General features: G+C 43.6%; 23 protein-coding genes and 1 riboswitch. Of the genes, 8 read left to right on the forward strand and 15 right to left on the reverse strand.

The window, feature by feature from the left end:
- Positions 1-39 precede the first annotated feature (39 nt).
- A riboswitch (cyclic di-AMP (ydaO/yuaA leader) is annotated at positions 40-219 on the reverse strand.
- Positions 220-533: 314 nt separating this feature from the next.
- Positions 534-2219, forward strand: coding sequence for a CPBP family intramembrane glutamic endopeptidase (locus MKY19_RS25385; RefSeq protein ID WP_339798483.1), 1686 nt, complete (start codon positions 534-536; stop codon positions 2217-2219).
- A 106-nt stretch (positions 2220-2325) separates the two neighbouring features.
- Here the strand turns inward: MKY19_RS25385 and uvrC are convergent, their stop codons facing one another.
- Both uvrC and trxA read right to left on the reverse strand, forming a co-directional pair.
- Positions 2326-4278: an excinuclease ABC subunit UvrC gene (uvrC, locus tag MKY19_RS25390; RefSeq protein ID WP_339798486.1), complete on the reverse strand. Its 1953-nt coding sequence runs from the start codon at positions 4276-4278 to the stop codon at positions 2326-2328.
- A 121-nt stretch (positions 4279-4399) separates the two neighbouring features.
- Positions 4400-4717 carry a thioredoxin gene (gene trxA, locus MKY19_RS25395; RefSeq protein WP_042130884.1) on the reverse strand — a complete coding sequence of 106 codons (318 nt, stop codon included), beginning with the start codon at positions 4715-4717 and terminating at the stop codon, positions 4400-4402.
- Positions 4718-5075: 358 nt separating this feature from the next.
- Here trxA and MKY19_RS25400 point away from each other — a divergent pair, with 358 nt between their 5' ends.
- Complete coding sequence (locus MKY19_RS25400) at positions 5076-5231, forward strand: YqzM family protein (protein WP_143759540.1); 156 nt, start codon at positions 5076-5078, stop codon at positions 5229-5231.
- 165 nt (positions 5232-5396) lie between these two features.
- On the opposite strand, the gene dnaI is transcribed toward MKY19_RS25400, so the two are convergent.
- The 3 genes from dnaI to MKY19_RS25415 form a co-directional block, all read right to left on the reverse strand.
- On the reverse strand, positions 5397-6353 hold the full coding sequence (dnaI, locus tag MKY19_RS25405) for a primosomal protein DnaI (protein ID WP_042191560.1): 957 nt from the start codon (positions 6351-6353) through the stop codon (positions 5397-5399).
- Positions 6354-6371: 18 nt separating this feature from the next.
- The gene (locus tag MKY19_RS25410) at positions 6372-7910 is read right to left on the reverse strand and encodes a DnaD domain protein (protein WP_042191562.1); all 1539 of its coding nucleotides are present in this window, start codon (positions 7908-7910) and stop codon (positions 6372-6374) included.
- Positions 7911-8202: 292 nt separating this feature from the next.
- On the reverse strand, positions 8203-8499 hold the full coding sequence (locus MKY19_RS25415) for a YuiB family protein (protein ID WP_042130887.1): 297 nt from the start codon (positions 8497-8499) through the stop codon (positions 8203-8205).
- Positions 8500-8914: 415 nt separating this feature from the next.
- On the opposite strand from MKY19_RS25415, the gene hemQ reads away from it, so the two are divergent.
- Positions 8915-9667, forward strand: coding sequence for a hydrogen peroxide-dependent heme synthase (gene hemQ / locus MKY19_RS25420; protein WP_042191564.1), 753 nt, complete (start codon positions 8915-8917; stop codon positions 9665-9667).
- Between the two features lie 59 nt (positions 9668-9726).
- Here hemQ and MKY19_RS25425 read toward each other — a convergent pair whose 3' ends face one another.
- Both MKY19_RS25425 and MKY19_RS25430 read right to left on the reverse strand, forming a co-directional pair.
- On the reverse strand, positions 9727-10005 hold the full coding sequence (locus MKY19_RS25425) for a hypothetical protein (protein WP_042191567.1): 279 nt from the start codon (positions 10003-10005) through the stop codon (positions 9727-9729).
- Between the two features lies 1 nt (position 10006).
- Positions 10007-11200, reverse strand: coding sequence for an NAD(P)/FAD-dependent oxidoreductase (locus MKY19_RS25430; protein WP_042130890.1), 1194 nt, complete (start codon positions 11198-11200; stop codon positions 10007-10009).
- Between the two features lie 304 nt (positions 11201-11504).
- On the opposite strand from MKY19_RS25430, the gene MKY19_RS25435 reads away from it, so the two are divergent.
- Positions 11505-12506: an NAD(P)/FAD-dependent oxidoreductase gene (locus MKY19_RS25435; RefSeq protein WP_042130891.1), complete on the forward strand. Its 1002-nt coding sequence runs from the start codon at positions 11505-11507 to the stop codon at positions 12504-12506.
- 131 nt (positions 12507-12637) lie between these two features.
- On the opposite strand, the gene sda is transcribed toward MKY19_RS25435, so the two are convergent.
- Positions 12638-12781 (reverse strand): sporulation histidine kinase inhibitor Sda, encoded by a 144-nt coding sequence (gene sda / locus MKY19_RS25440; protein WP_036685584.1) that lies wholly within the window; start codon positions 12779-12781, stop codon positions 12638-12640.
- Positions 12782-13095: 314 nt separating this feature from the next.
- Positions 13096-13758 carry a YheC/YheD family protein gene (locus MKY19_RS25445; protein ID WP_042191569.1) on the reverse strand — a complete coding sequence of 221 codons (663 nt, stop codon included), beginning with the start codon at positions 13756-13758 and terminating at the stop codon, positions 13096-13098.
- A gap of 330 nt (positions 13759-14088) precedes the next feature.
- Here MKY19_RS25445 and MKY19_RS25450 point away from each other — a divergent pair, with 330 nt between their 5' ends.
- Positions 14089-14298 carry a hypothetical protein gene (locus MKY19_RS25450; protein WP_042191571.1) on the forward strand — a complete coding sequence of 70 codons (210 nt, stop codon included), beginning with the start codon at positions 14089-14091 and terminating at the stop codon, positions 14296-14298.
- A gap of 67 nt (positions 14299-14365) precedes the next feature.
- Here MKY19_RS25450 and MKY19_RS25455 read toward each other — a convergent pair whose 3' ends face one another.
- The gene (locus MKY19_RS25455) at positions 14366-14818 is read right to left on the reverse strand and encodes a GNAT family N-acetyltransferase (protein ID WP_076285244.1); all 453 of its coding nucleotides are present in this window, start codon (positions 14816-14818) and stop codon (positions 14366-14368) included.
- Positions 14819-14919: 101 nt separating this feature from the next.
- Positions 14920-15279: an iron-sulfur cluster assembly accessory protein gene (locus MKY19_RS25460; RefSeq protein WP_042191575.1), complete on the reverse strand. Its 360-nt coding sequence runs from the start codon at positions 15277-15279 to the stop codon at positions 14920-14922.
- Positions 15280-15650: 371 nt separating this feature from the next.
- Here MKY19_RS25460 and mqnE point away from each other — a divergent pair, with 371 nt between their 5' ends.
- Together mqnE and MKY19_RS25470 are read left to right on the forward strand one after the other, a co-directional pair.
- Positions 15651-16757, forward strand: coding sequence for an aminofutalosine synthase MqnE (gene mqnE / locus MKY19_RS25465; protein WP_076285245.1), 1107 nt, complete (start codon positions 15651-15653; stop codon positions 16755-16757).
- Positions 16758-16806: 49 nt separating this feature from the next.
- Positions 16807-17868 (forward strand): FAD-dependent oxidoreductase, encoded by a 1062-nt coding sequence (locus tag MKY19_RS25470; protein ID WP_339267026.1) that lies wholly within the window; start codon positions 16807-16809, stop codon positions 17866-17868.
- Positions 17869-17936: 68 nt separating this feature from the next.
- On the opposite strand, the gene MKY19_RS25475 is transcribed toward MKY19_RS25470, so the two are convergent.
- Positions 17937-18191, reverse strand: coding sequence for a YuzB family protein (locus MKY19_RS25475; protein ID WP_339267028.1), 255 nt, complete (start codon positions 18189-18191; stop codon positions 17937-17939).
- An 81-nt stretch (positions 18192-18272) separates the two neighbouring features.
- Between MKY19_RS25475 and MKY19_RS25480 the strand changes: the two genes are divergently transcribed.
- Complete coding sequence (locus tag MKY19_RS25480; protein ID WP_042130899.1) at positions 18273-18521, forward strand: NifU family protein; 249 nt, start codon at positions 18273-18275, stop codon at positions 18519-18521.
- 155 nt (positions 18522-18676) lie between these two features.
- Here MKY19_RS25480 and MKY19_RS25485 read toward each other — a convergent pair whose 3' ends face one another.
- From MKY19_RS25485 to MKY19_RS25495, 3 genes are read right to left on the reverse strand one after another with little or no spacing between them, the layout of a single operon-like run.
- Positions 18677-19534, reverse strand: a complete 858-nt coding sequence (locus MKY19_RS25485) for a MetQ/NlpA family ABC transporter substrate-binding protein (RefSeq protein WP_042191585.1) — start codon at positions 19532-19534, stop codon at positions 18677-18679.
- A gap of 58 nt (positions 19535-19592) precedes the next feature.
- The gene (locus tag MKY19_RS25490) at positions 19593-20252 is read right to left on the reverse strand and encodes a methionine ABC transporter permease (protein WP_042191587.1); all 660 of its coding nucleotides are present in this window, start codon (positions 20250-20252) and stop codon (positions 19593-19595) included.
- A complete protein-coding gene (locus MKY19_RS25495) occupies positions 20252-21268 on the reverse strand; it encodes a methionine ABC transporter ATP-binding protein (protein WP_076300346.1) in 1017 nt (338 codons plus the stop codon). Before MKY19_RS25495 ends, MKY19_RS25490 begins: the two co-directional genes overlap by 1 nt.
- Positions 21269-21291: the final 23 nt, after the last annotated feature.

Here is a 21291-nt window from a genome sequence, read left to right on the forward strand (position 1 = left end):
CAACAAAAAAAGCACTGGAAAACCAATGCTACCCTTGGTTCCTGCAGTAAATTAGCCTACGAGGTTAGCTGACGGATTCGGACTGTGCAGGCTGCCCTATTCGTTCCTAGAACGAAATTCACCCCTGATGAATAAAGACAACGCCTATGGCGTATACTCATCTTTTCATTACTTCTTATGGTTCCCCCGTTTTCACCTGAAATTCGGCTATATACAATTGCATACAAATTATATATGTTATTTCGATAAATCACAAAGACACTATTAATGGTGATTCATATGAAAAATGCGGTTTGGAGAGGATGTACCACTAAGAGTGCCTTTTCTCATCACTTTTCCGTGTTTTCCCTGCAATTGCATCGATTTTCATGAAAAATGAAGAAAGAATCACCTTAAATTCATGGTATATATTCAGTTACCTATTCTATAATATCTCTATTACCCATAAAAAGAATATACGATGATTTTTGTAACTATCATGGCACTAATACTATAATGGAACATAACATTGTCAGTTTACAAGGAGGCGTTACATGAATCCCGTTGGCCAGCCCTTACAGCAACGTGCCCTCTCCAAGAGGCTCATCATCTCGGGCATTATCGGTCTTATTCTATTTATTATGTTTCAAATTGCTCCCTCGGTGCTAAATAGCCCTGCCGGGGAAGATACTACTGTCATCAGTAAGGCGGAAGCCCGCGACAAAGCCATATCATTCGCAGAACAAAAGCTGAACTACACCAAAGCACCAACCGATCAGTGGAATGTACTGTACGATACGGACTCTTCCTTTTATGGTTATATGTCCCGCGAGAAGCTTTTGGAGGACTATACAAAAAAGAAATTGGATCAACGATATCCTTTTGACATCTTTCGTGTAACACTTAGTCCTTCAGCGGAACAAGAGCCACTGATCTCTGTTGACCTCAATATGTATACTGGTGGAGTTGTCGCTTTCACACAAGGTGCAGAAGGATCAGGTACCGGATTACCAAACAATGTATCCACCAGTGCAAAAGAAGAGGACAAGGGTACTACCTTATCACTTGCACAAAAAGAAAATCTTGCCCGTCCCTGGCTTCAGGAATGGGATGTAAATGCCGCCAAGCTGCAAATTGAATCGAATACGGGAAACTACGGGCTCGTGTATACAGATCGTTCCGTTCAGATCGGCGAATCCTTACTACACTATTATTTCGATTTCACTGGCGAACAGGTATCCAGCTTTAAAGCAGGATTCACCGCTCCAGCCTGGCATACCTCCTATGTAAAGGACCAGACCTCTCTCGCGGAAAAGTTTACTTTATTCGGCTACGGTTTGCCTACTTTAGCTTTAGGAATTCTGGCACTCATCTACAGCATACTTAGAAGAGAACATACCTCCTTTAAGCGTGGAATATTCCTAAGCTCAGCTTATTTTGTAATCATGATGATCAGCACCTATAATATGCTCCCTGAATCCTCAGGCGAAGGACTCGAGGCTCAGATAACTTCCGTCATAATGTTCATCATTTATGCCTTATATAGCCTCCTAATGTCCTCCCTGCTCTATTTTTCTTTAGTTGGAGGGGACGGCCTATGGAAAAAAGAAGAGGGGATGAACCCATGGCCTCGTGCTAAAGAGCCTGGCTATGGAAAATATGTTCTGGATAGTATCCGGGCTGGATACGTCTGGGCATTCGTGCTGCTAGGGGTGCAGACCCTTATGTTCATTGTATTATCACTTACCTTGCAGAACTGGTCCACTACTGACGCTACTCAATCTCCTTACAACATGAGATATGCTTGGCTGCTGCCCATCGTTGCATGGCTCGCTGGTTTATCCGAGGAAGCCATTTATCGTTTTTTCGGAATTCCTATGTTGAAAAAAGTATTCCGAAGCACGTTCATTGCTTGCCTGATCACCACGCTGGTTTGGGCGTTTGGCCATACGCTGTATCCGATCTACCCCATCAGTTCCCGTCCTATTGAGCTGACCGTGATTGGTTTGCTCTTTAGCTATATTTTCCTTCGTTACGGATTTATTGCCGTCATGTTCAGTCACGTCGTGTTTGACAGCATTCTGATGGGCGCTACGCTGATCTTTATGAAGGAAAGCGTGAATGTAGGGGCTGGTATCTTCGCGATTATAATGCCGTTCATAGTCGCCTACATCGTCTATCGGTTTAATCCACCGCAGAAATCAGAACCTAAGCCGGTTGAACCTACATCTGTAATTTAAAGAAGTAACGGGTGGATAACCTATAATAAAAAAAGGTGTCACAGCAGAAAACTGCTGTGACACCTTTTTTATATTAACGTATACATCATTCCAGTATTTCGAATGCCTATGTCGCTGGCTCTTCATCCTTGAGCGCCTCAAGAATTTGACTAGCCAGCTTTTCGCCAATAGAAAGTGATATAAAATCCTCTATGGAGGCTTCTTTAATTTTCTTTAGTGATCCGAAATGCTTAAGCAGCGCCTTGCGCCGCTTCTCGCCTATACCTGGTATGGAGTCCAGTTTAGAAGTAACCATGGACTTCCCACGTTGTTCACGGTGGAAGGTGATGGCGAATCTATGCACCTCATCCTGAATCCGTTGCAACAGATAAAATTCCTGACTATCCCGAGCCAAAGCGACAGGTTCTGGCGGATCTCCAACCAAAAGCTGAGCCGTCTTATGCTTATCATCCTTGACGAGACCACAGACCGGAATGAATAACCCCAGCTCGTTCTCCAGAATATCAATAGCTGAGGATATCTGCCCTTTACCACCATCGACTACGATAAGATCTGGTATCGGCAGGTTCTCTTTCAGCACCCGTTCATACCGCCGCCGGATGACCTCGCGCATCGTTCCATAATCATCCGCACCCACCACCGTACGAACCTTATATTTACGATACTCTTTTCGTGCGGGCTTGCCATCAATGAAGACAACCATCGCAGAAACCGGATTAGTCCCTTGAATATTCGAGTTATCGAACGCCTCGATCCGGCTTAAGCGTTCGAGCCCCAAGCTCTCGCCTAAGCTCATTGCAGCACCAGAGGTACGTACTTCATCTCGTTCAATAAGCCGGAACTTCTCGTCGATTGCGACTGTAGCATTTTGGCAGGCCATACCGACCATCTGCTTCTTGAGGCCACGCTGTGGCACTAGCACTTTGGTGCCGAGCCACTCCTGTAGAATAGAGGCGCCACCTGCAGCATCAACGACACCTGCTGCTGATGCTTCCGCAGCGGCCATTTCACGGGCCTCAACTTCTTCAGGCGATTCGGGGGTATCTTCCCCCTTTTGTAGATCTTCTTCGGCTGGAGCAGCAATGACAATCGCCGGTTTAGCTTCTTTATCAACCACTGCTTCCTCGTCAAGCACATCCGGCAGAAGAATCTCCTGCGGCAGAGCAGGATTATCACTGTAATACTGCGTCACATAAGACATAAAGTCACTGTAGGCTTCCCCATAGAACGGAAAGACAGAAGAGTGGCGCTGAATCATCTTCCCTTGTCTCATGTACAGAATCTGTACACACATCCATCCCTTGTCTACCGCATAACCAAATACATCACGATCCTTAGTATCTGTGGTGTTAATCTTTTGTTTCTCCATCAATGCATCAATATGGATAATCTGATCCCGCAGTTCCTTCGCCCGTTCAAAATATAATTCCTCAGCAGCTTCCTGCATCTTCTGCTGTAGATCCTTCTTAACCGCATCGTGACCTCCGCTCAGAAAAGCAGCGATATCTTGCGTAATCTGCTCATACTCGGACTTCTGCACTTCCTTCTCACACGGCGCCAAGCATTGGCCCATGTGATAGTAAAGACAGACTTCCTTTGGCATTACGCCACATTTACGGAGCGGATACATACGATCGAGAAGCTTTTTCGTTTGCTGTGCAGCATAACCATTAGGATAAGGGCCGAAATATTTTGCTTTATCTTTAATCACCCGGCGTGTGACTTCAAGCCGAGGGTGAGTTTCATTCGTTATTTTGATATAAGGAAATGTCTTATCGTCCTTCAGAAGTACGTTATAACGCGGCATATGCTTCTTAATCAGATTGCACTCGAGAATGAGCGCTTCCATGTTACTGGACGTAACAATATATTCGAAATCAGCAATGTTAGCGACAAGCCGCTGAGTTTTACCATTATGACTGCCTGTAAAATAAGAGCGAACCCGGTTCTTAAGCACCTTCGCCTTACCCACATAAATAATGGTGCCCTCTTCATTCTTCATCAGATAGCACCCGGGCAGGTCGGGTAATAGAGCCAGTTTGTTGCGGATATTGTCCAAAATGATCCCCTCCAGCTAAATTGGACCCATAATTAATTGGCATTCAGCACACAAAACGCCTCCGGAATGAACCGAAGGCGCTGAGCGGCAGGGCCGAGGCCCGAACAGTAGCATTTAACAATTATTGATGTTTAGCTACGATATTTTTCAGGGATTCTTTGGAGTTCAATCCCACAACTTTATCTACCGGTTGACCGTCTTTGAAGAAGATCAAGGTTGGGATACTCATCACGCCAAAACGGGAAGCCGTTTCCGGATTCTCATCCACATTCAATTTTGCAATCTTCACGCTGTCTCCCAGTTCTGCGGACAATTCGTCCAAGATTGGAGCAATCATCTTACAAGGACCACACCAAGGAGCCCAGAAGTCTACTACTACAGTACCTTGACCTTCCACTTCGTTACTGAAGGTTTGGTCAGACACGTTCACGATAGCCATGATATTGTTCCTCCTCTAAAGTTTTACGAAACATTACTCCACTCTAAACCAAAGCTTAGTTTATGGAAGCTGCTCCGAAAATATAAGTTAATAAATTGTTTCATGTAATATGATAACCAAATTACCACTTACCGACACAATTCCAGTATAACATATCTTTAAGGGATATGTTATATATCACATACAATTATATTGCTCTCAAACTAATTTTATTTATGTTACTCTTTTCTTTACAATCTCCCCAGCCTTTCGGTATACTCTAAGAAAGCGCATTAAATGTCAATGACTTATTTCATAATGGTCAACTCAATTTGCATCTTAACAATACAGGCATTGTCCCTGTAAGGAGGCAGAAGCTATGGATGTCAACGCGCAAGCACGGGACCCACGAGAACATATCAACGAAGAACCCCGCAATGATCTAGGCGATTTAATGAATGGATTTTTCGGAATGACTGCATTTATGACCGTTGTCTTTTTCGGCATGGTTATCATTAAGTTCATTTCGGAGTAAGGGAATCATCGCAATATAAACAGAGGCCGTCTCAAAAGTAGTGAATGCTACTTAGGGGGCGGCTTCTTTTTTTGAGAGTAAATAAGAAAAAACAGAGAGCAACGATCCTCTAATAAAAGGAGAATCGCTGCTCTTTTGAATGTTACGGTTATGAATATTTCGAGTTTATCTAATCGTCCCCCGTTGATTCTCCCCATGCAGTGGAATAACATCCACAAAAGGAGCAATACGATCCATCAAACGTTGACCTTTATAAATCTCCTCGCCATCCTTGCTCGTAAAGCTAAGATGTTTCTCCAAACCATCGAGCGGATAATTTGAGGTATAGAAGGTTGGCTTACGGTTCATCCGATAATTCAGAATCGCACCAAGCACATGATCACGCGCCCATGGATTCAAGTTCTCCGCACCAATATCATCAAAAATAAGTAAATCGCAATTTTTCAACGTATCTACGGTTTCCTTCATCTTCTGGCCGTCCATCATGATCGACTTCAAATCTTCGATAAAATCTGGCATATATACGATAACTCCAGTATAGCCGGCAACAGCAAGCTCATGAAGCAAGTAACACATCAGAAATGTTTTGCCTGTTCCGAAAGTCCCATGTAAATAAATCCCGCGCGAGGTCAGACCCTCTTCTTTAACGCTCGTGATATAATCAAATATTTTATTAACAGCAGAGACCCGGCGTGGATCCTTGCCCATAATATCTATTTCATCATAACCGCCATTGAGCACACGCTCGTCCACATAAAAGCTACGGATACGTTTGCGGATGCTATCCTGATTATCCTGTGCCACTTTAAGCCGGCATGCCGTCTTGCGCTCATATAAGTCCGCCGAACCATTCACGCTCTCGACCGTAAGTTTGCTAAAGTGACCAGGGAAATCATTCGGACATTTCTCCAGACCCGGACAGTTCGCACAGTGGCGGCTTTCCTCTACATATTGATACAGGCGGCTCATATGAAGCCGCAGTCGCGAATCATCTAACTCAGGATGTTCAGACTGTAATGCCTTCACAAGCGGATGATTGAATAACTCCTGTTCAAGATCGCGTTGACGCTGCCGTAGAGTTGGATTGTTAATCGAACGAAGCACATCGCCCATAGACTCCATAGTTCCACCTCTCTTTCATTACGGCGCTTGGGAAACGCCTTTTTTCTTGTTGGCTTTAATTTCTGCAGCTTTCTTCATCATCGCCGCGAATTCCTCTTCCGATACCGTTCCGGCACTTCCATCGTCCAGCACAATCGGAATTTCCGGTTTAGCGGATCGACCTGTATTTTTAGCATATGAACGTGATCGAGATCCTGCCGCCGTGTTAGTTGTAGCTCCCTTGCCTTTCACTTTGGACTGATCCCTGATATATTTTACAGCCTTTTCGTAGGTGTTCACCTGTTTAACCAGCATATTGGAAGCGATAGCCTCCACAAAATTGCGGTTCATTCGCTGTTCTCCACCTGAGGCTACCATAGTCATTAAGTAATGAATAAGTACATTGATTACTTCTCCGCTTAGCTTATAGTTCAAATCTATTTTCTCGAACATATCCATCAAATGACTGGGTACTGCACCTGGGAAAAAAGTTTGAAGCAGCCGCGTATAAGGTTCGTTCCGCAGCATCATATTATATTGGTGGATGTCACATTTGGACAAAAATTGTGGTGGTACTTCTACATAATACTCCATCTCTACGGATTGCTCCGGTGGTGCTATAGAATCATCATTCTCTTCAGAGGCACTGGAACGGATGGAAACAACCTTAGCAGCAGCAACTTCACGCTTTTCTTGTCGTTTCATATCCTGCCTGAAATGCTGGCTCGCTTTATATTGCAGTGCATCCAGAATAACCTCGCCATCCGGTGAGAACACGCCATCTTCATCCAGCAGACGACATAAATCCTGCGGACTGAGTTCGTACTTATGAGCTACATAGTTAATAACACCCATTTGAGTATGGTCAAAACGCAGTTTTTCTACATGAGCCCGGTTCACGGATTCCCTTGGAAAACGCAATATAATATCACTATATCCAATCGCTTGTTCTCCAGATTCACGCATACCAGGCTGACGCACAGTGGCTACTTCTGCAAGTGCCTGCTCCAGCTCATAATCAATGACATGTGTATTAAGTTGAAAAATATCATAAAAAGGCACGGAGATATTCTCTTTGCCTATGGATCTGCGACTCCATTCTTCTGGCTCTCGATTCCAGAACTGTTCCCGTAAGGACAGCACAGCAAATTTGCCGATTTTATCGCGTAACAGCAACGTCAAATGCTGAGTGGCAAAAAAGTCAGCTGGCGATAGCGGCGGCATAAGCTCATATTCATATAAGTAATCATCGGTTTCCGGCACATAGATTCGACAGGTCTGTAGCAGACCTACCGCTTCTAAACGGGAAGCCTGATCTATTAAATATTTGCGGCCTTTCTCATTTGGTTCAACGCCTAGCGTCATAAATAATCTGCGCTGTTGCTCCACTCCAGAATAGCCAATGCTATCTGCTGGTACATGTTCAACCAGCAAGCGATAGAAACTGATTGCAAAAGCTCCTACCATAGGCTGATACACAGAGCTAAGCATACGTCCATCTATAACACTAAGACCAAATTCGCGGGAAACGCAGTACCGATGATGTTCGGTGAAATGATGTAAGTTACTCATGCGCATCTACGGATACCCCCTTGTTTTCACGAATTCATACAGGATTCTATTCTATCATAAAAAACGTCGCCGGAAATGTAAATAAACTACCAATTCCGACTCTTTTCGCTATATAATCAGCTTTTTCATACGATTATCTACCTCTATTAAACAAGAAGAAACGGCTTCACTGTCCTCTGGAAGAGGAAGGTTCCGTTTCTCGCTGAATTTCAAAATTGATTCTTAGCGTAGAACTAAAAGCTTATATGTTCAAAAAAACGACTCTCACATCAGAGCCGCAGGTCTTCCGATTAAATCTTTAAAACATCTTGTAACCGCCAAAGCGCAGTTTTTGAATGGTCCATCCACTCAATATAGCACCTGCAAGACCAGCGACACCAGTTAAGTAATCAACAAAGTGGAAACTGGAGAGATGCTCCCAGAGCGACATCGCGCTTCTATCCCAAATGGAATAGACTACGACGGGTAGAATAATAAGTACGAATAGATAAGCGGGAAACCAGGTTGTCTTCATTAACATGTTAAGAATAAATCCAATACCAAACATCATCACAAAGAATAAAACGGTTAGGATAAACACTGGAATAAACCCCATCTTACCGTCACTACCCCTTTCTATAAAGAAGCGCACATCTTATACGAGCTAGTAGTAAGTTTACTAGAAAAAATGTCACGAAGCAATGAACTTTATTCAAAATTAGGTCTAATACTCTTACAACGGAATGTCATCATTTGCTCTAAGCAACTTGATTGCGATACAATGCATATAGATTAATAAATCATACATAGTCTATGATGCAGGAGCTTCGTAGCTAGTTTTACGCGACGTTATTTCAAGCGGAGCCTATGCTTCGTAAAACTAAGCGTATGCTTCCGATGCAAGTTTTACGCGATGTTATTTCAAGCGGAGCCTATGCTTCGTAAAACAAAGCGTATGCTTCCGATGCAAGTTTTACGCGACGTTATTCAAGCGGAGCCTATGCTTCGTAAAACTTTTAAGGAGTGAGATCATGAACGAAGCCGCTATGACACTGGAAGGCTGGTATGCATTGCATGACTTCCGCTCACTGAACTGGACCGCATGGACGGCAGCAGATGATGAAGAACGTGCCGTTGCTCTGGAAGAATTACATGCTTTTATGCAAGAATGGAGTCCTGTCGAAGAAGCCAAACAAGGCAGCTCAGCGGTATATTCCATCGTTGGCCAGAAGGCCGATTTCGTAATGATGTTCTTGCGCGAAAGCTTGGAAGATTTGAACCAGCTTGAGACGGCCTTTAACAAAATCGCTTTTGCTCAATATACAACTAAAGCCTATTCCTACGTAAGTATTGTTGAATTAAGCAATTACCTTGCGGGGGGCAGCGATGGTAGTGATCCTATGCAGAATCCGCATGTTATCGCACGTCTAAAACCTGTTTTGCCGCAAGCGAAGCATATTTGCTTCTATCCAATGAACAAGAAACGTGAGCTCGCCGATAACTGGTATATGCTTGATATGGATAAACGTCGGGAGCTGATGGCTTCTCACGGATTAATCGGACGTGGTTATGCGGGTAAGGTGAAACAAATTATCACCGGCTCCGTAGGTTTTGATGATTGGGAATGGGGCGTAACCCTGTTCGCTGAAGATCCGCTACAATTCAAGAAGCTGGTTTACGAAATGCGCTTTGACGAAGTCAGTGCTCGCTACGGCGAATTCGGACCTTTCTATGTCGGCAACCTGCTGACTGAGGATTCTTTTGAAGAAATGCTTAAATTGTAATTGTAATAACAAAAAGGGTGAGTCTCCAGATCTTTATGGAGACTCACCCTTTTTAAATGCTATAACGAAGTTCCTGCTTCCTCATCCTCTTCGCTGTCATCTTCATCATCACGCAGACTTTCCAAATATTCAGCCGTAGCCCTGTCACGTGCTCGCCCTTTTTCCTTTAAGCGTTCAATGCCAGGGAGAATGAGCAGATCAATTTCCTTTTGAACAACATACGCTAGATCGTACTGATTCTGATCCTCCAGATAAGATCCAACCTCAATCAGTCCGTTATATCGGTCCAATTCTTCTCGGGTCAGCAATCCACGCACCTGCACGCTGCAGTGACGCATCTTATAAGAATCTTCCTTTTTTCAGAACCAGCGGAATCCCACCGATAATGAACAAATAGCGCATATCTACAACTTTTTTCAATTGAGCTGCAGTCCAGCCCTTGTAAGTTTTGCTGCCAACTACAGCAATCCCTTGACCCTTACCTAGAGAAGCTACTGTTCCTTTATTGCTGAATGCAAATTTCTTGGGTTGTTGATTACGGATCGCAGCCACCAAATTATGTGCACAGCACTCTCCCTGTTGCATAGCAATTTGTGCCGTTGGCGGATAAGGACGCCCTTCTGGGTTAATCATCAAGGAGCCGTCTCCAATAATGAAGATATTGTCTTGGCCTGGTGCACGTAAATATTCATCTACTTTCACACGTCCACGCATAGCTTCAAATCCTGCAGCTTCAATCAGACGGTTTCCTCGAATTCCGCCTGTCCAGACAATTGTAGAAGCCTTAATCTCTTCGCCTGATGCCAGAATTACACCGTTTGGTAGACATTCCTTGATCGCAACGCCCATCTTGAATGTAACACCCTTCTTAGTGAGCAAGTTCATCGCATACTCAACAAGTTCAGGAGCAAATCCAGGCAGAGCTGTTGGAGCAGCTTCTATGTTATATATATTTACCATGCTTGGATCAACGTCAAATTCTTTGCACAACCCAGGGATGCGGTCGGCTAATTCGGCCACAAATTCAATTCCGCTAAAGCCGGCACCACCGACTACGAAATTGATATGCTCCTGTGCATTGTTCTCGTTCTTATATTTGGCAAATTGATACTCAATATGTTCACGAATCAAACGAACGGAGTTGATGCTCCGGATCGTCAGTGCGTATTTATCAAGTCCTGGAATACCGAATGTTTCAGGCTCTCCGCCCAAAGCAATGACGAGATAGTCATACGAAAGAGTACCATCCTCCAAAATAATCTTTTTCTGCTGGGTACGAATTTCCTGAACAGATGACTTAACGAGATCGATCTTGAATTCATCGATTAGTTTAGAAATAGACACCCGAGTGTGTTCAATACTGTCTGTACCCGCGGCAGGCATATGTAGATGGGTAGTAAAATAGTGGTACTCGTGACGGTTTACGAGCGTGACATCCGCTTCATTATAGTTCAAAGCCTTCTGTAAGCGCTGTGCGGTCAAAATACCCCCATAGCCCGCGCCTAAGATTACGATTTTGGGAATACTACTCATGTTCCGGCTCCTTCCAAGAGGTAAATCTGTCTTTGTATTTTTTATTGAAACAATGTACGGTCCTTTTTGTGAATTTATACACTTATATTTAGAAGAAATTCCAATCAAACTTAAAGGATTTCTAAATTGACCATATCCATTGTAAACCTTAGTGTACTATTAATCAAACATTAAAATACTAAAAAACGTCACATTCTTATTGTGTTCTAAAGTCTTTCTTTGCAGGTATGTGTCACAATGTTTATAATAAGAAAGAATACAAGTATGGCAAAATGAATATATCAACTCGGAGGTGTAATATCCCGTGACACAAGAGCAATCCGGCGTTCCTATGAGCGACCTTTTAATCATAGGTGGCGGTCCAGCTGGCATGTTTGCCGCATTTTACGGTGGGATGCGTCAGGCATCAGTAACACTTATTGAAAGTATGCCCCAATTGGGAGGACAACTTGCTGCACTTTATCCTGAAAAATACATTTATGATGTAGCAGGTTTTCCAAAAGTAACTGCACAAGAATTGGTTGACAACCTGACACGGCAAATGGATATGTTCCAATCGAATATCCGGCTGGAGGAGAAAGTAATTTCTGTTCAGAAACGGGACGAACGCCATTTTGTTGTTACAACTGATGTAGCAGAATATCACAGTAAAGCTATTATCATTACAGCTGGTGTAGGCGCTTTTGAACCTCGTCGTTTAGAACTGCCAGACGCAGGACGGTTTGAAAAAGCCAACCTTCATTATTTTGTAAATGATTTAAATGCCTTTAAAGATAAAAAAGTTCTGATTAGCGGTGGTGGAGATTCCGCAGTAGACTGGGCACTAATGCTGGAACCGATCGCGGAGCAAGTAACCCTGATTCACCGCCGGGATAAATTCCGTGCGCATGAGCACAGCGTAGAGAATCTGATGGCTTCCAAAGTTAACGTAATTACACCTACTGAAATTACAGAACTGCATGGTGACGAGTTTATTACTAAGGTTACCTTATCTCATATCAAGACCAAGGAAACACAAGAAATCGAAGTCGACAGTGTAATCGTCAATTTCGGATTTGTTTCCTCTCTGGGACCCATTGCAGAGTGGGGTATCGATATTGAAGGGAACTCCATTGTCGTTGACTCACGTATGGAAACGAGTATTCCGGGAATCTTTGCAGCCGGCGATATCACCACATATCCAGGTAAGCTGAAGCTAATTGCTGTAGGATTCGGCGAAGCCCCAACGGCTGTGAATAATGCAAAAGTCTACATCGATCCGGAAGCCAAGCTTTCACCAGGACACAGTAGTAATATGAAACTTTAATTCTATCTACCACAATAAAAAAGGGTATTCTGACAGGCCTATCAATACTAGCCTATCAGGATACCCTTTTATGTTTGTGACTCGCGGTTTATTTATATGTAGCCAGCTACAAAGGTATACTTTGCGCTCTTTTAATGAAGAACCGCATGAACTGGAGAGTGTAAGTTTCGTTTGCGAATCTCAACGAGTAGAAGAGCGATGAAATCATGCTCTAGTTGCAGTTCTATCGCTCTATGGTAAGAGTCTAGAAGCATCTCATCGGACAATTCAACCATAACGTTCATCTACCTTTCCTGTATTTGGATCTGAATCTATCATATCAAACTATCATTTTTCGAACAAGCGTTCGTGTTATCCACAAGTACATGTGGAAATCCTGTGTATAATATGTGCGTAAGCGTTACAAAGGTGATAACTGCACAGTGGAATATGGGGATAATAGTTATACACAGGACTGAACCACTTGTATACAGCTAAAAATATATTTTTATTGTAAATAAATTACAATATAATTTACCCCAAAAGAACGCAACTAAACGCAATTTTATCTTACTACTCTATTATCGTCAATTCTAAAATTTTTGTTAATTTACTGAGGTCTTGTATTAACCTCCAGAATCCATATTTTACCTGAATAATCCACGGCGTAATCAAAACCCAGTTCGCCTATTCCAGGGAAATGCCGCTCCATCAGTTCGATACATACGAGCGTTAGCCTGCGCATTTCTGCTTTCTTCGCTGAGGCTTTAATTCGAGGCAAGGATCTGCGAAGTCCTTCTCGACAAGAAAGCATCGTGCCTCCTTTACATAAATTAGTTACAAACAGGCCAGGCCGGGCCAATCTTCCCACCATAGAGCGAAACTCCCAAACACCGCCATTTCTCACTACTTTGACCCGATAATCAATAGGACGCCCACCAATTCTGGCGAGAGAAATCCCCTGTTGAATCAAATATTTACGTCTAACCTTGACGAAATGAAGCGCTCGTCTCATGGATCTAAAGTCCTTGTAAATTCGAGTTCTGTCCATATAAGTAAATCCATAACCTCGACTATCCCGAAACACTTTAATTACACCGTATCCTCCACCGCCAACTATTGGTTTAATAACAACATTTCCGTATCTCCGGAGCATGGCTAACAGTGAGTCAGCCGAATACACCCTCGTCATTGGTATATAATGAGAAACCCTCGCGTCACTGAGCAATGCTTCTGTCTTCAACCATTTGCTAGCCAATTGTCTTCCCGACATCGTCCTTTCCCTCCTTTCACATTCCAGCCTACCCTATACATTACTCAGAAAAGGCCCCACCCTCTTGTATGATTGTCCGTGTAGGAGGAAGCTCTTAGCAAAAAGGGCTTAGAGCTTGTATCGACAACATTCTCAACCTCGCAGGTTAGATTGCAGATTTTGTAGAACCTCATTTCTGAACATTCGACATCTAAATCGCAATGGATGAGTTCACTATAACTAGAATAATCTTCAAAATCGTTGTATTATTAATAGCGGTTACATTTTCAATTCCTACTATATAATAATGAATTAGAGGCTCGCTAAAAAACAGCGCGGGGAGGGCTCGGAATGGCTCAGTTTTTCGAGGTATTATATTGGGTGGCCATGCTTGGGATGTCCATCGTATTGGCTGGAACGACTATACTGATCTGCGCTATTGGCTTTAAATTCATTAAAGACAGGCGCAGAGCACTGGGTGCTGGCTGTATTGCCTTTTCCCTTGGAGCCGCAGGGCTCATCGTGTTTATGATTAATTACAAGTTTATTATTCCAGCCTAATTGTACGCAGGAACAAACAAAAGCCCTCTCGAGGAATTCCATCGGAGGGCTTTTGTTTGTATGTCACTCATATATCTAGCGTAAGACGGATCATATCCACTACCTTGATCCCATTTTCAACAATCTCTTCACTGTAATGTCTGATAAAAAAATCTCTATCGATTCCGGTAATTCTAAATCCACATTTCTGATAAAGAGCCAGTTGTCCTACACTAGAATTCCCCGTACCCACTTCAATCGTCTTCGCACCAAGTAATCTCGCATTCTGAATCGCATGATAGACCAACTGCTTTCCTATCCCTTTACTTTGCTGATTCTCATCAACGGCTATATTTACTAGCTCCACTGTCTCAGGTCTCGTTTGTAGCAAAACATAGACACCTATAATGCAATTCTCCACTTCAGCTACAAAACATTGCCCTCTTTTTAAATACGCTTCAACAAGACTTAGGGAAGGATCGGCTAATAACAACAAATGTAAGGGTGGTTGTTCTTCTGCGTTTAATTTCCTAATTAGCATGCTTAGAGCTCCTTGTGATGACTTTTGTCATTGAGAATAAAAAAAGCCTCCAAGCCCGTGTTGTAGAACTCAACATGGGGCTTGAAGGCGTAACGTCGCGATTAGCAAGGCTCTTCGTTCGGTTTTCCTGCATCCGTAGCTGTACGGAAGCTTGAGCCACAGCCACAGGTTGCAGTAGCGTTCGGGTTATTAATGGTGAAGCCACCTGTCATGCCGGATTCTTCAAAATCAATTTCGAGACCATCAAGGTAACGAAGATTTTCTTTCTCCACGACAACCTTCATTTCTTGGATGTCCATATATACGTCCTGATCGGTTTCATTATCATCAAAGCCCATAGCGTAAGAGAATCCACTGCAACCGCCGGGCGTTACTCCAATACGGAGGAACATGTTCGGCACTTCTTGTTCAGCAAGCATCGCCTTTAATTGTTCTGCTGCCTTTTCGCTAATATTAATCATGATCATATCCTCCTATAAATTAACTTACTTCAACAGAAAAACTTATGTTTAAGGGACCTTCCGGTCAAAAATTACTTTCTTAAAAATATATACTTAATAAACTCAGTATAACCGACTATTCCATTACCCTCAAGTCACAACTGCCTTATGCCTGACCTGCCGCACCAAAATAAACCATCCATATCCAGCTGTTGATCCCCTTATAAGAGAGGTTTATAATAAGGAAGGCAAACATAAGTAAAAATTCGGAAATTTGTCACGGAGGCTAACCCTCCGCTTTATTTTCATGAATGAACAGCTACCGTCTGGGTAAGTCTGGGAATTATCTGCGGGCAATGGACCCCGTAAAACTTTCAGGAGGAATTTATTATATGTCTACTCTTTTCACCCCCCAAACAGACGCCCGAATGATGAACATTATTGAAAAAGTTCGCGGCGGCGAAAGATTGAATTTAGAAGATGGCGTTTATTTATATCAGAGTAACGACCTACTTACGATTGGCCAATTAGCAAATGAAGTCAATCTTGCAAAGAACAACAACAGGGTATATTTTATCGAAAACATGAGTCTATATTTCACCAATGTTTGCGAATCTCACTGTGCATTCTGCAATTTCCGCAAAGATGATGGAGAAGAGGGTGCTTATACCCTTTCCGGTCAGGAAATGGTGCAATATGTCGAACAGCATATTCATCCAGGTGTGCGCGAATTCCATATCGTAGGCGGTCATAATGACAAGGTTCCTTTCCAGTATTACGTGGATTCTTTAAAAGCCTTGAATGAACGTTTCCCTGAGGTAACCTTAAAAGCATACACTGCAGCCGAAATCGATTTTTTCACCCGAATTAGCGGATTGAGTATTCGTGAGGTACTCGAGCAGCTGCGTGCTGCAGGACTTAAGACACTTACTGGTGGCGGCGCAGAAATATTATCCGATCAATACCGTAAAAAAATGCGTGTAGATAAGGCTAATGTGGAAGAATATCTGGAAGTTCACCGAACAGCACATCAGCTTGGCATGAAGACACATACAACTATGCTTTACGGTTCGATTGAATCTCATGAAGATCGTATCCGGCACATGATGCAGATCCGCGATCTACAGGATGAAACCAATGGCTTTATGGTATTCATTCCATTATCTATGCAGCCTAAGAACAAGAATGCAGGGATTATGCGCCGCAACTCCGCTTATGAGGATCTGAAGACGATTGCGATCAGCAGATTGATGCTGGATAATTTCGATCACATCAAAGCGTACTTTATTAATATCGGTCCTCAGCTTACTCAAGTTGCACTGAACTTCGGTGCTTCTGACGTCCATGGTACTATTCTTAAAGAACGCATTAGCCATGCGGCTGGTGCCTTAACACCTGAAGGCCTCACTCGCGATGAATTGATCTGGTTAGTAAAAGGTGCTGGACGAATTCCAGTAGAACGCGACACGTTCTACAATGCGATAAAGGTATACGAATAAACGACTACCTAGATCCGTTATCCTATATTGGAAAGGAAGTTCGGTCAGCATGAGAAAACTACTCGTTCTGGGCGGCGGCTATGGCGGCTTGGCCCTAATTCAAGAATTGCTCAATAATCACCTTCCACAGGATATTGAAATTATCTTAATTGACCGAATGCCTTATCAAGGAATCAAAACGGAATATTATGCGCTTGCCGCAGGTACAGTAACTGACTATCACTTGCGGATCCAGTTTCCGGTTCATCCCCGTCTCACTATCCGTTACGGTGAGGTGAGTTCCATTGATTTGGAGAGTAGAATCGTTACAATGGAGCCTGACGAGACTGTGTCTTATGACATACTTGCCATTGCACTAGGTTGTACCGACAATTACCATAACATCCCTGGAGCTGATCAATATACTTGCAGTATCCAGACCTTTGCAGGGACACGCGAAACTTACCAACGTTTAAACGATGTGAAGCCTTATGGAACTATAAACATTGTAGGCGGAGGACTAAGTGGAGTGGAATTGGCGGCAGAGCTTCGGGAGAGCCGACCAGATCTTAATATTGCTATTCTGGATCGCGGTGAACGTGTCTTATCTGCCTTCCCTGCGAAGCTGTCACAGTACGTGGAGGAATGGTTTCACCACCATCAAGTCCAGACACTTGGACGTGTCTCCGTATCCCATGTAGAGAAAGATGCGCTTTTTAACGGTACAGAGGAAATTCTTTCAGATGTTACGGTATGGACCGCGGGGATCCAACCGGTGAAGGTTGTTCAGGAATTAACAGTCCCGAAGGATCGCGGAGGACGAATCATTCTGGATGAATATTATCGTGTACCTGATTATCCAGAAGTGTATGTAATTGGCGACTGTGCCAGCCTGCCATTCGCTCCAAGCGCACAAGCCGCAGGAGCGCAGGGTGAGCAGGTTGCTCAGGTTATTCAAGCCATGTGGCGCGGCGAGACCCCTAAGCTTCATCCTATTCGTCTAAAGGGTACCTTAGGCTCACTAGGCAAGAAAGCTGGATTTGGTCTGATGGGCCAACGCTCCGTCAAAGGACGGGTTCCCCGTATCCTTAAGAGCGGGGTGCTCTGGATGTCAAAACGCACTTTAGGATAAACCCAAGGGCTGCTCTTTTCCGTATTTATAACGGAAAAGAGCAGCCCTTTATTTTCCACAAAAAGCATTTAGTCAAGGTCCATGTTGAACCAAGCCTCTAGCTCTTTGATTTTAGCATCAATTTTCTCTTCTAGCTCGACAACCGTATCTGCAGCAACGATGTCACCTTCAACCATGGCAAAGGGAGTTAAATAACATTCCCCACAATTGTTCAGGCATCCGTATTCGATCACATCGTAATCTGGATTTTCCTCCAGCTTATGCATTAGCTTGTCTGTTCCGTGACCCATGTTACTGGCACAAAATTCAATAATTGGTCTCATGATGATCTCCCTATTCCGCCTAACCATTTTATTTTTTAACTTTTTGTACTATAATGAACTTATGAAAGGAGTGATTGAGAAATGAGTGAGAATGCACAAAGCACCGAAATGTATGATGAAGTATTGGAAGTGCTGGATAAGCTTCGTCCGTTCCTGCAACGCGATGGCGGCGACGTTGAACTGGTCGATGTAGAAGACGGCATCGTTAAGTTGAAACTTATGGGTGCCTGCGGCAGCTGCCCAAGCTCCACGATCACCTTGAAAGCCGGGATTGAACGCGCCCTTCTTGAAGAAGTAGAAGGCGTACAAGAAGTTATGCAAGTATTCTAATCCCATTCAATATCATTCCCGATCCTCCTCTTCAGGAGATCGGGATTTTCTTATTATAGAGGATTTACACTTCCCCTACAACATACAGCATAAAACCCGCTTGCCGTTAGGCAGCGGGTTTTATGCTGTATTAGAGATTAAGTTAGCTTTCTGTCTTAAAATGCTGGAATGATCGAGCCTTTGTACTGCTCTTCAATAAAAGCTTTAGCTTCTGGAGAATTCAGTGCAGCGGCAAGCTTTTTGATTGCATCAGAATCTTTATTGTCAGGACGAGCTACCAGGATGTTAGCGTAAGGGGAATCCGTACCCTCAATGAACAAAGCATCTTTAGTAGGAACTAGGTTAGCTTCCAAAGCATAGTTAGTGTTAATCAAGGCAAGATCTACTTCATCCAATTGACGACCTAACATTGCTGCATCTAGCTCGATGATTTTAAGGTTTTTCTTATTTTCAGTGATATCTGCTTGGGTAGATGTGATGTTGGTATCATCTTTCAAAGAAATCAGTCCATTTTTGGCAAGCAGGATCAGTGCACGACCACCGTTTGTAGCATCATTCGGGATGGCAACTTTCGCACCATCAGCCAGCTCGTCGATGGATTTGATTTTTTTGGAATAAGCACCAAAAGGTTCAACGTGAACGGCTGTAACAGAAACTAGATCCGAACCGTTCTTTTGATTCTGGTCATCCAGGTAAGGTTGATGTTGGAAGAAGTTAGCATCCAGATTCTTCTCTGAAAGCTGAACGTTTGGTTGAACATAGTCAGTGAATTCTTTGATTTCTAATTTAATTCCTTGCGCTTCAAGCAATGGAGCAATAGCTTTTAGGATCTCAGCGTGTGGAACAGGTGAAGCACCAACCACCAATTTTACAGGTTCTGCAGATGACTCAGTTGCAGCACCATCTTTTGGTGCATTAGTAGCAGCCGAGTTAGAAGCATTATTGTTATTGCCGCAAGCAGCCAGCACCACAACCAGTGTCAGACTAAAAAAAGTAAGTAGTAATTTTTTCATTTTAAATCCCCCTCTTATCCTTGGTATTTGTATGAATAAGGCTATATATGGACGTACCTTATTTCCGTGTGAAATGTCGTACTAGTCGATCACCGGCCATTTGTAGCAGTTGCACCAGTATGACCATTAAGACTACAGAGATAATCATAACTTCCTTCTCATATCGGTAATATCCGTAACGAATCGCTAGATCCCCTAGCCCGCCGCCGCCTACCATCCCGGACATTGCCGTATAGGAGACCAGTGTAACCAGTGTGATCGTAACCCCAGCGAGCAGACCTGGACGAGCCTCTGGCAAAAGAACACGCATAACGATCTGATTCGTGGATGCTCCCATCCCTTGCGCCGCTTCGATTACTCCACGATCCACTTCTCTTAATGCCGTTTCCACCAAGCGAGCAAAGAATGGAGCTGCACCAATCACGAGCGGTGGAATCGTACCAAGTACTCCAATGGAGGTTCCAACGATGGTTTTGCTAAAAGGAATTAAAGCCACCATCAAAATGATAAACGGTACGGAACGCAAGATGTTTACAAAGAATGATAAGACCGAGTAAATTACTCTGATTACTATACTATTCGATCTTCCCCATAAATACAATAGAATTCCGAGTGGTAAACCAAGAATAATTGTGAACAATCCAGAGAATATTAACATTTGCAAGGTAGCAACTGTAGCATCCATCATTTCTTGCCAGTTTAAGTCTGCGAAATTCATTACGAAATCACCTCCACTTCAAGGCCTTGAGCGGTTAGTTCGGCTATCGTCACAGCGATCGCTTCAGCTGGACCTTCGAACCGAACAATCATTTGTCCATAAGGTACGTCTTTTATCGTTGAGATGGTACCATGCAGAATGGCGAAGCTAACACCCGTCTCACGTACTACATTGGAAAGTGCAGAGCCGTAGGTCTTCTCTCCGAAAAAAGTAATTTTGACGGCCTGAGAGTTGTCCCCAGCAGCAGCGTCAAGCGCCGTACGAAGGGGTCCCTCATTCTGTGATTCACTGCGAATGAAATCGCGAGTGACCTCATGCTGCGGCTTCAGGAATACCTCCGTAACTTTACCTTGCTCAACGATACCACCACCATGAATGACCGCAACACGGTCGCAGATGCTCTGAATCACGTGCATTTCGTGAGTGATCAGCACAATGGTCAGATGGAATCGTTTATTAATATCGAGCAATAGCTTAAGAATAGAGTCTGTCGTTTGTGGGTCAAGCGCAGAGGTTGCTTCGTCACACAGCAGCACATCAGGGTCGCTGGCAAGTGCCCGTGCGATCCCGACCCGCTGCTTTTGTCCTCCTGATAATTGGGAGGGATATTTATCCCGGTGTTCTTCAAGCCCCACTAAGGCAAGCAAATCTTTCACTTTAGTATCAATATCTGCTCTCGAGGTGCCTGTGAGTCGCAGAGGAAAAGCAATGTTATCGTACACCGTCGCAGAAGATAGCAGATTGAAATGTTGAAAAATCATTCCTATCTTGCGCCGCTGCTCCTGCAGCTGGCCTTGGGTAAGCTTGGTTAGTTCAATGCCATCTACCCATACTTCCCCTTCTGTCGGACGCTCCAACAGATTAATGCAACGGATCAATGTACTTTTCCCCGCTCCAGAATGGCCAATAACTCCGAATATTTCACCTTTTTCGATAGACAAATTCAATCCGGAAAGTGCTGTAGCCGCATGGCTGCCTTTTCCATATACCTTTGTTATTCCTTTTAGATTAATCAACGCTCGTCGCCCCCTTTATAATT

Source organism: Paenibacillus sp. FSL R5-0744 (assembly GCF_037972555.1).
GTDB lineage: Bacteria > Bacillota > Bacilli > Paenibacillales > Paenibacillaceae > Paenibacillus_AQ.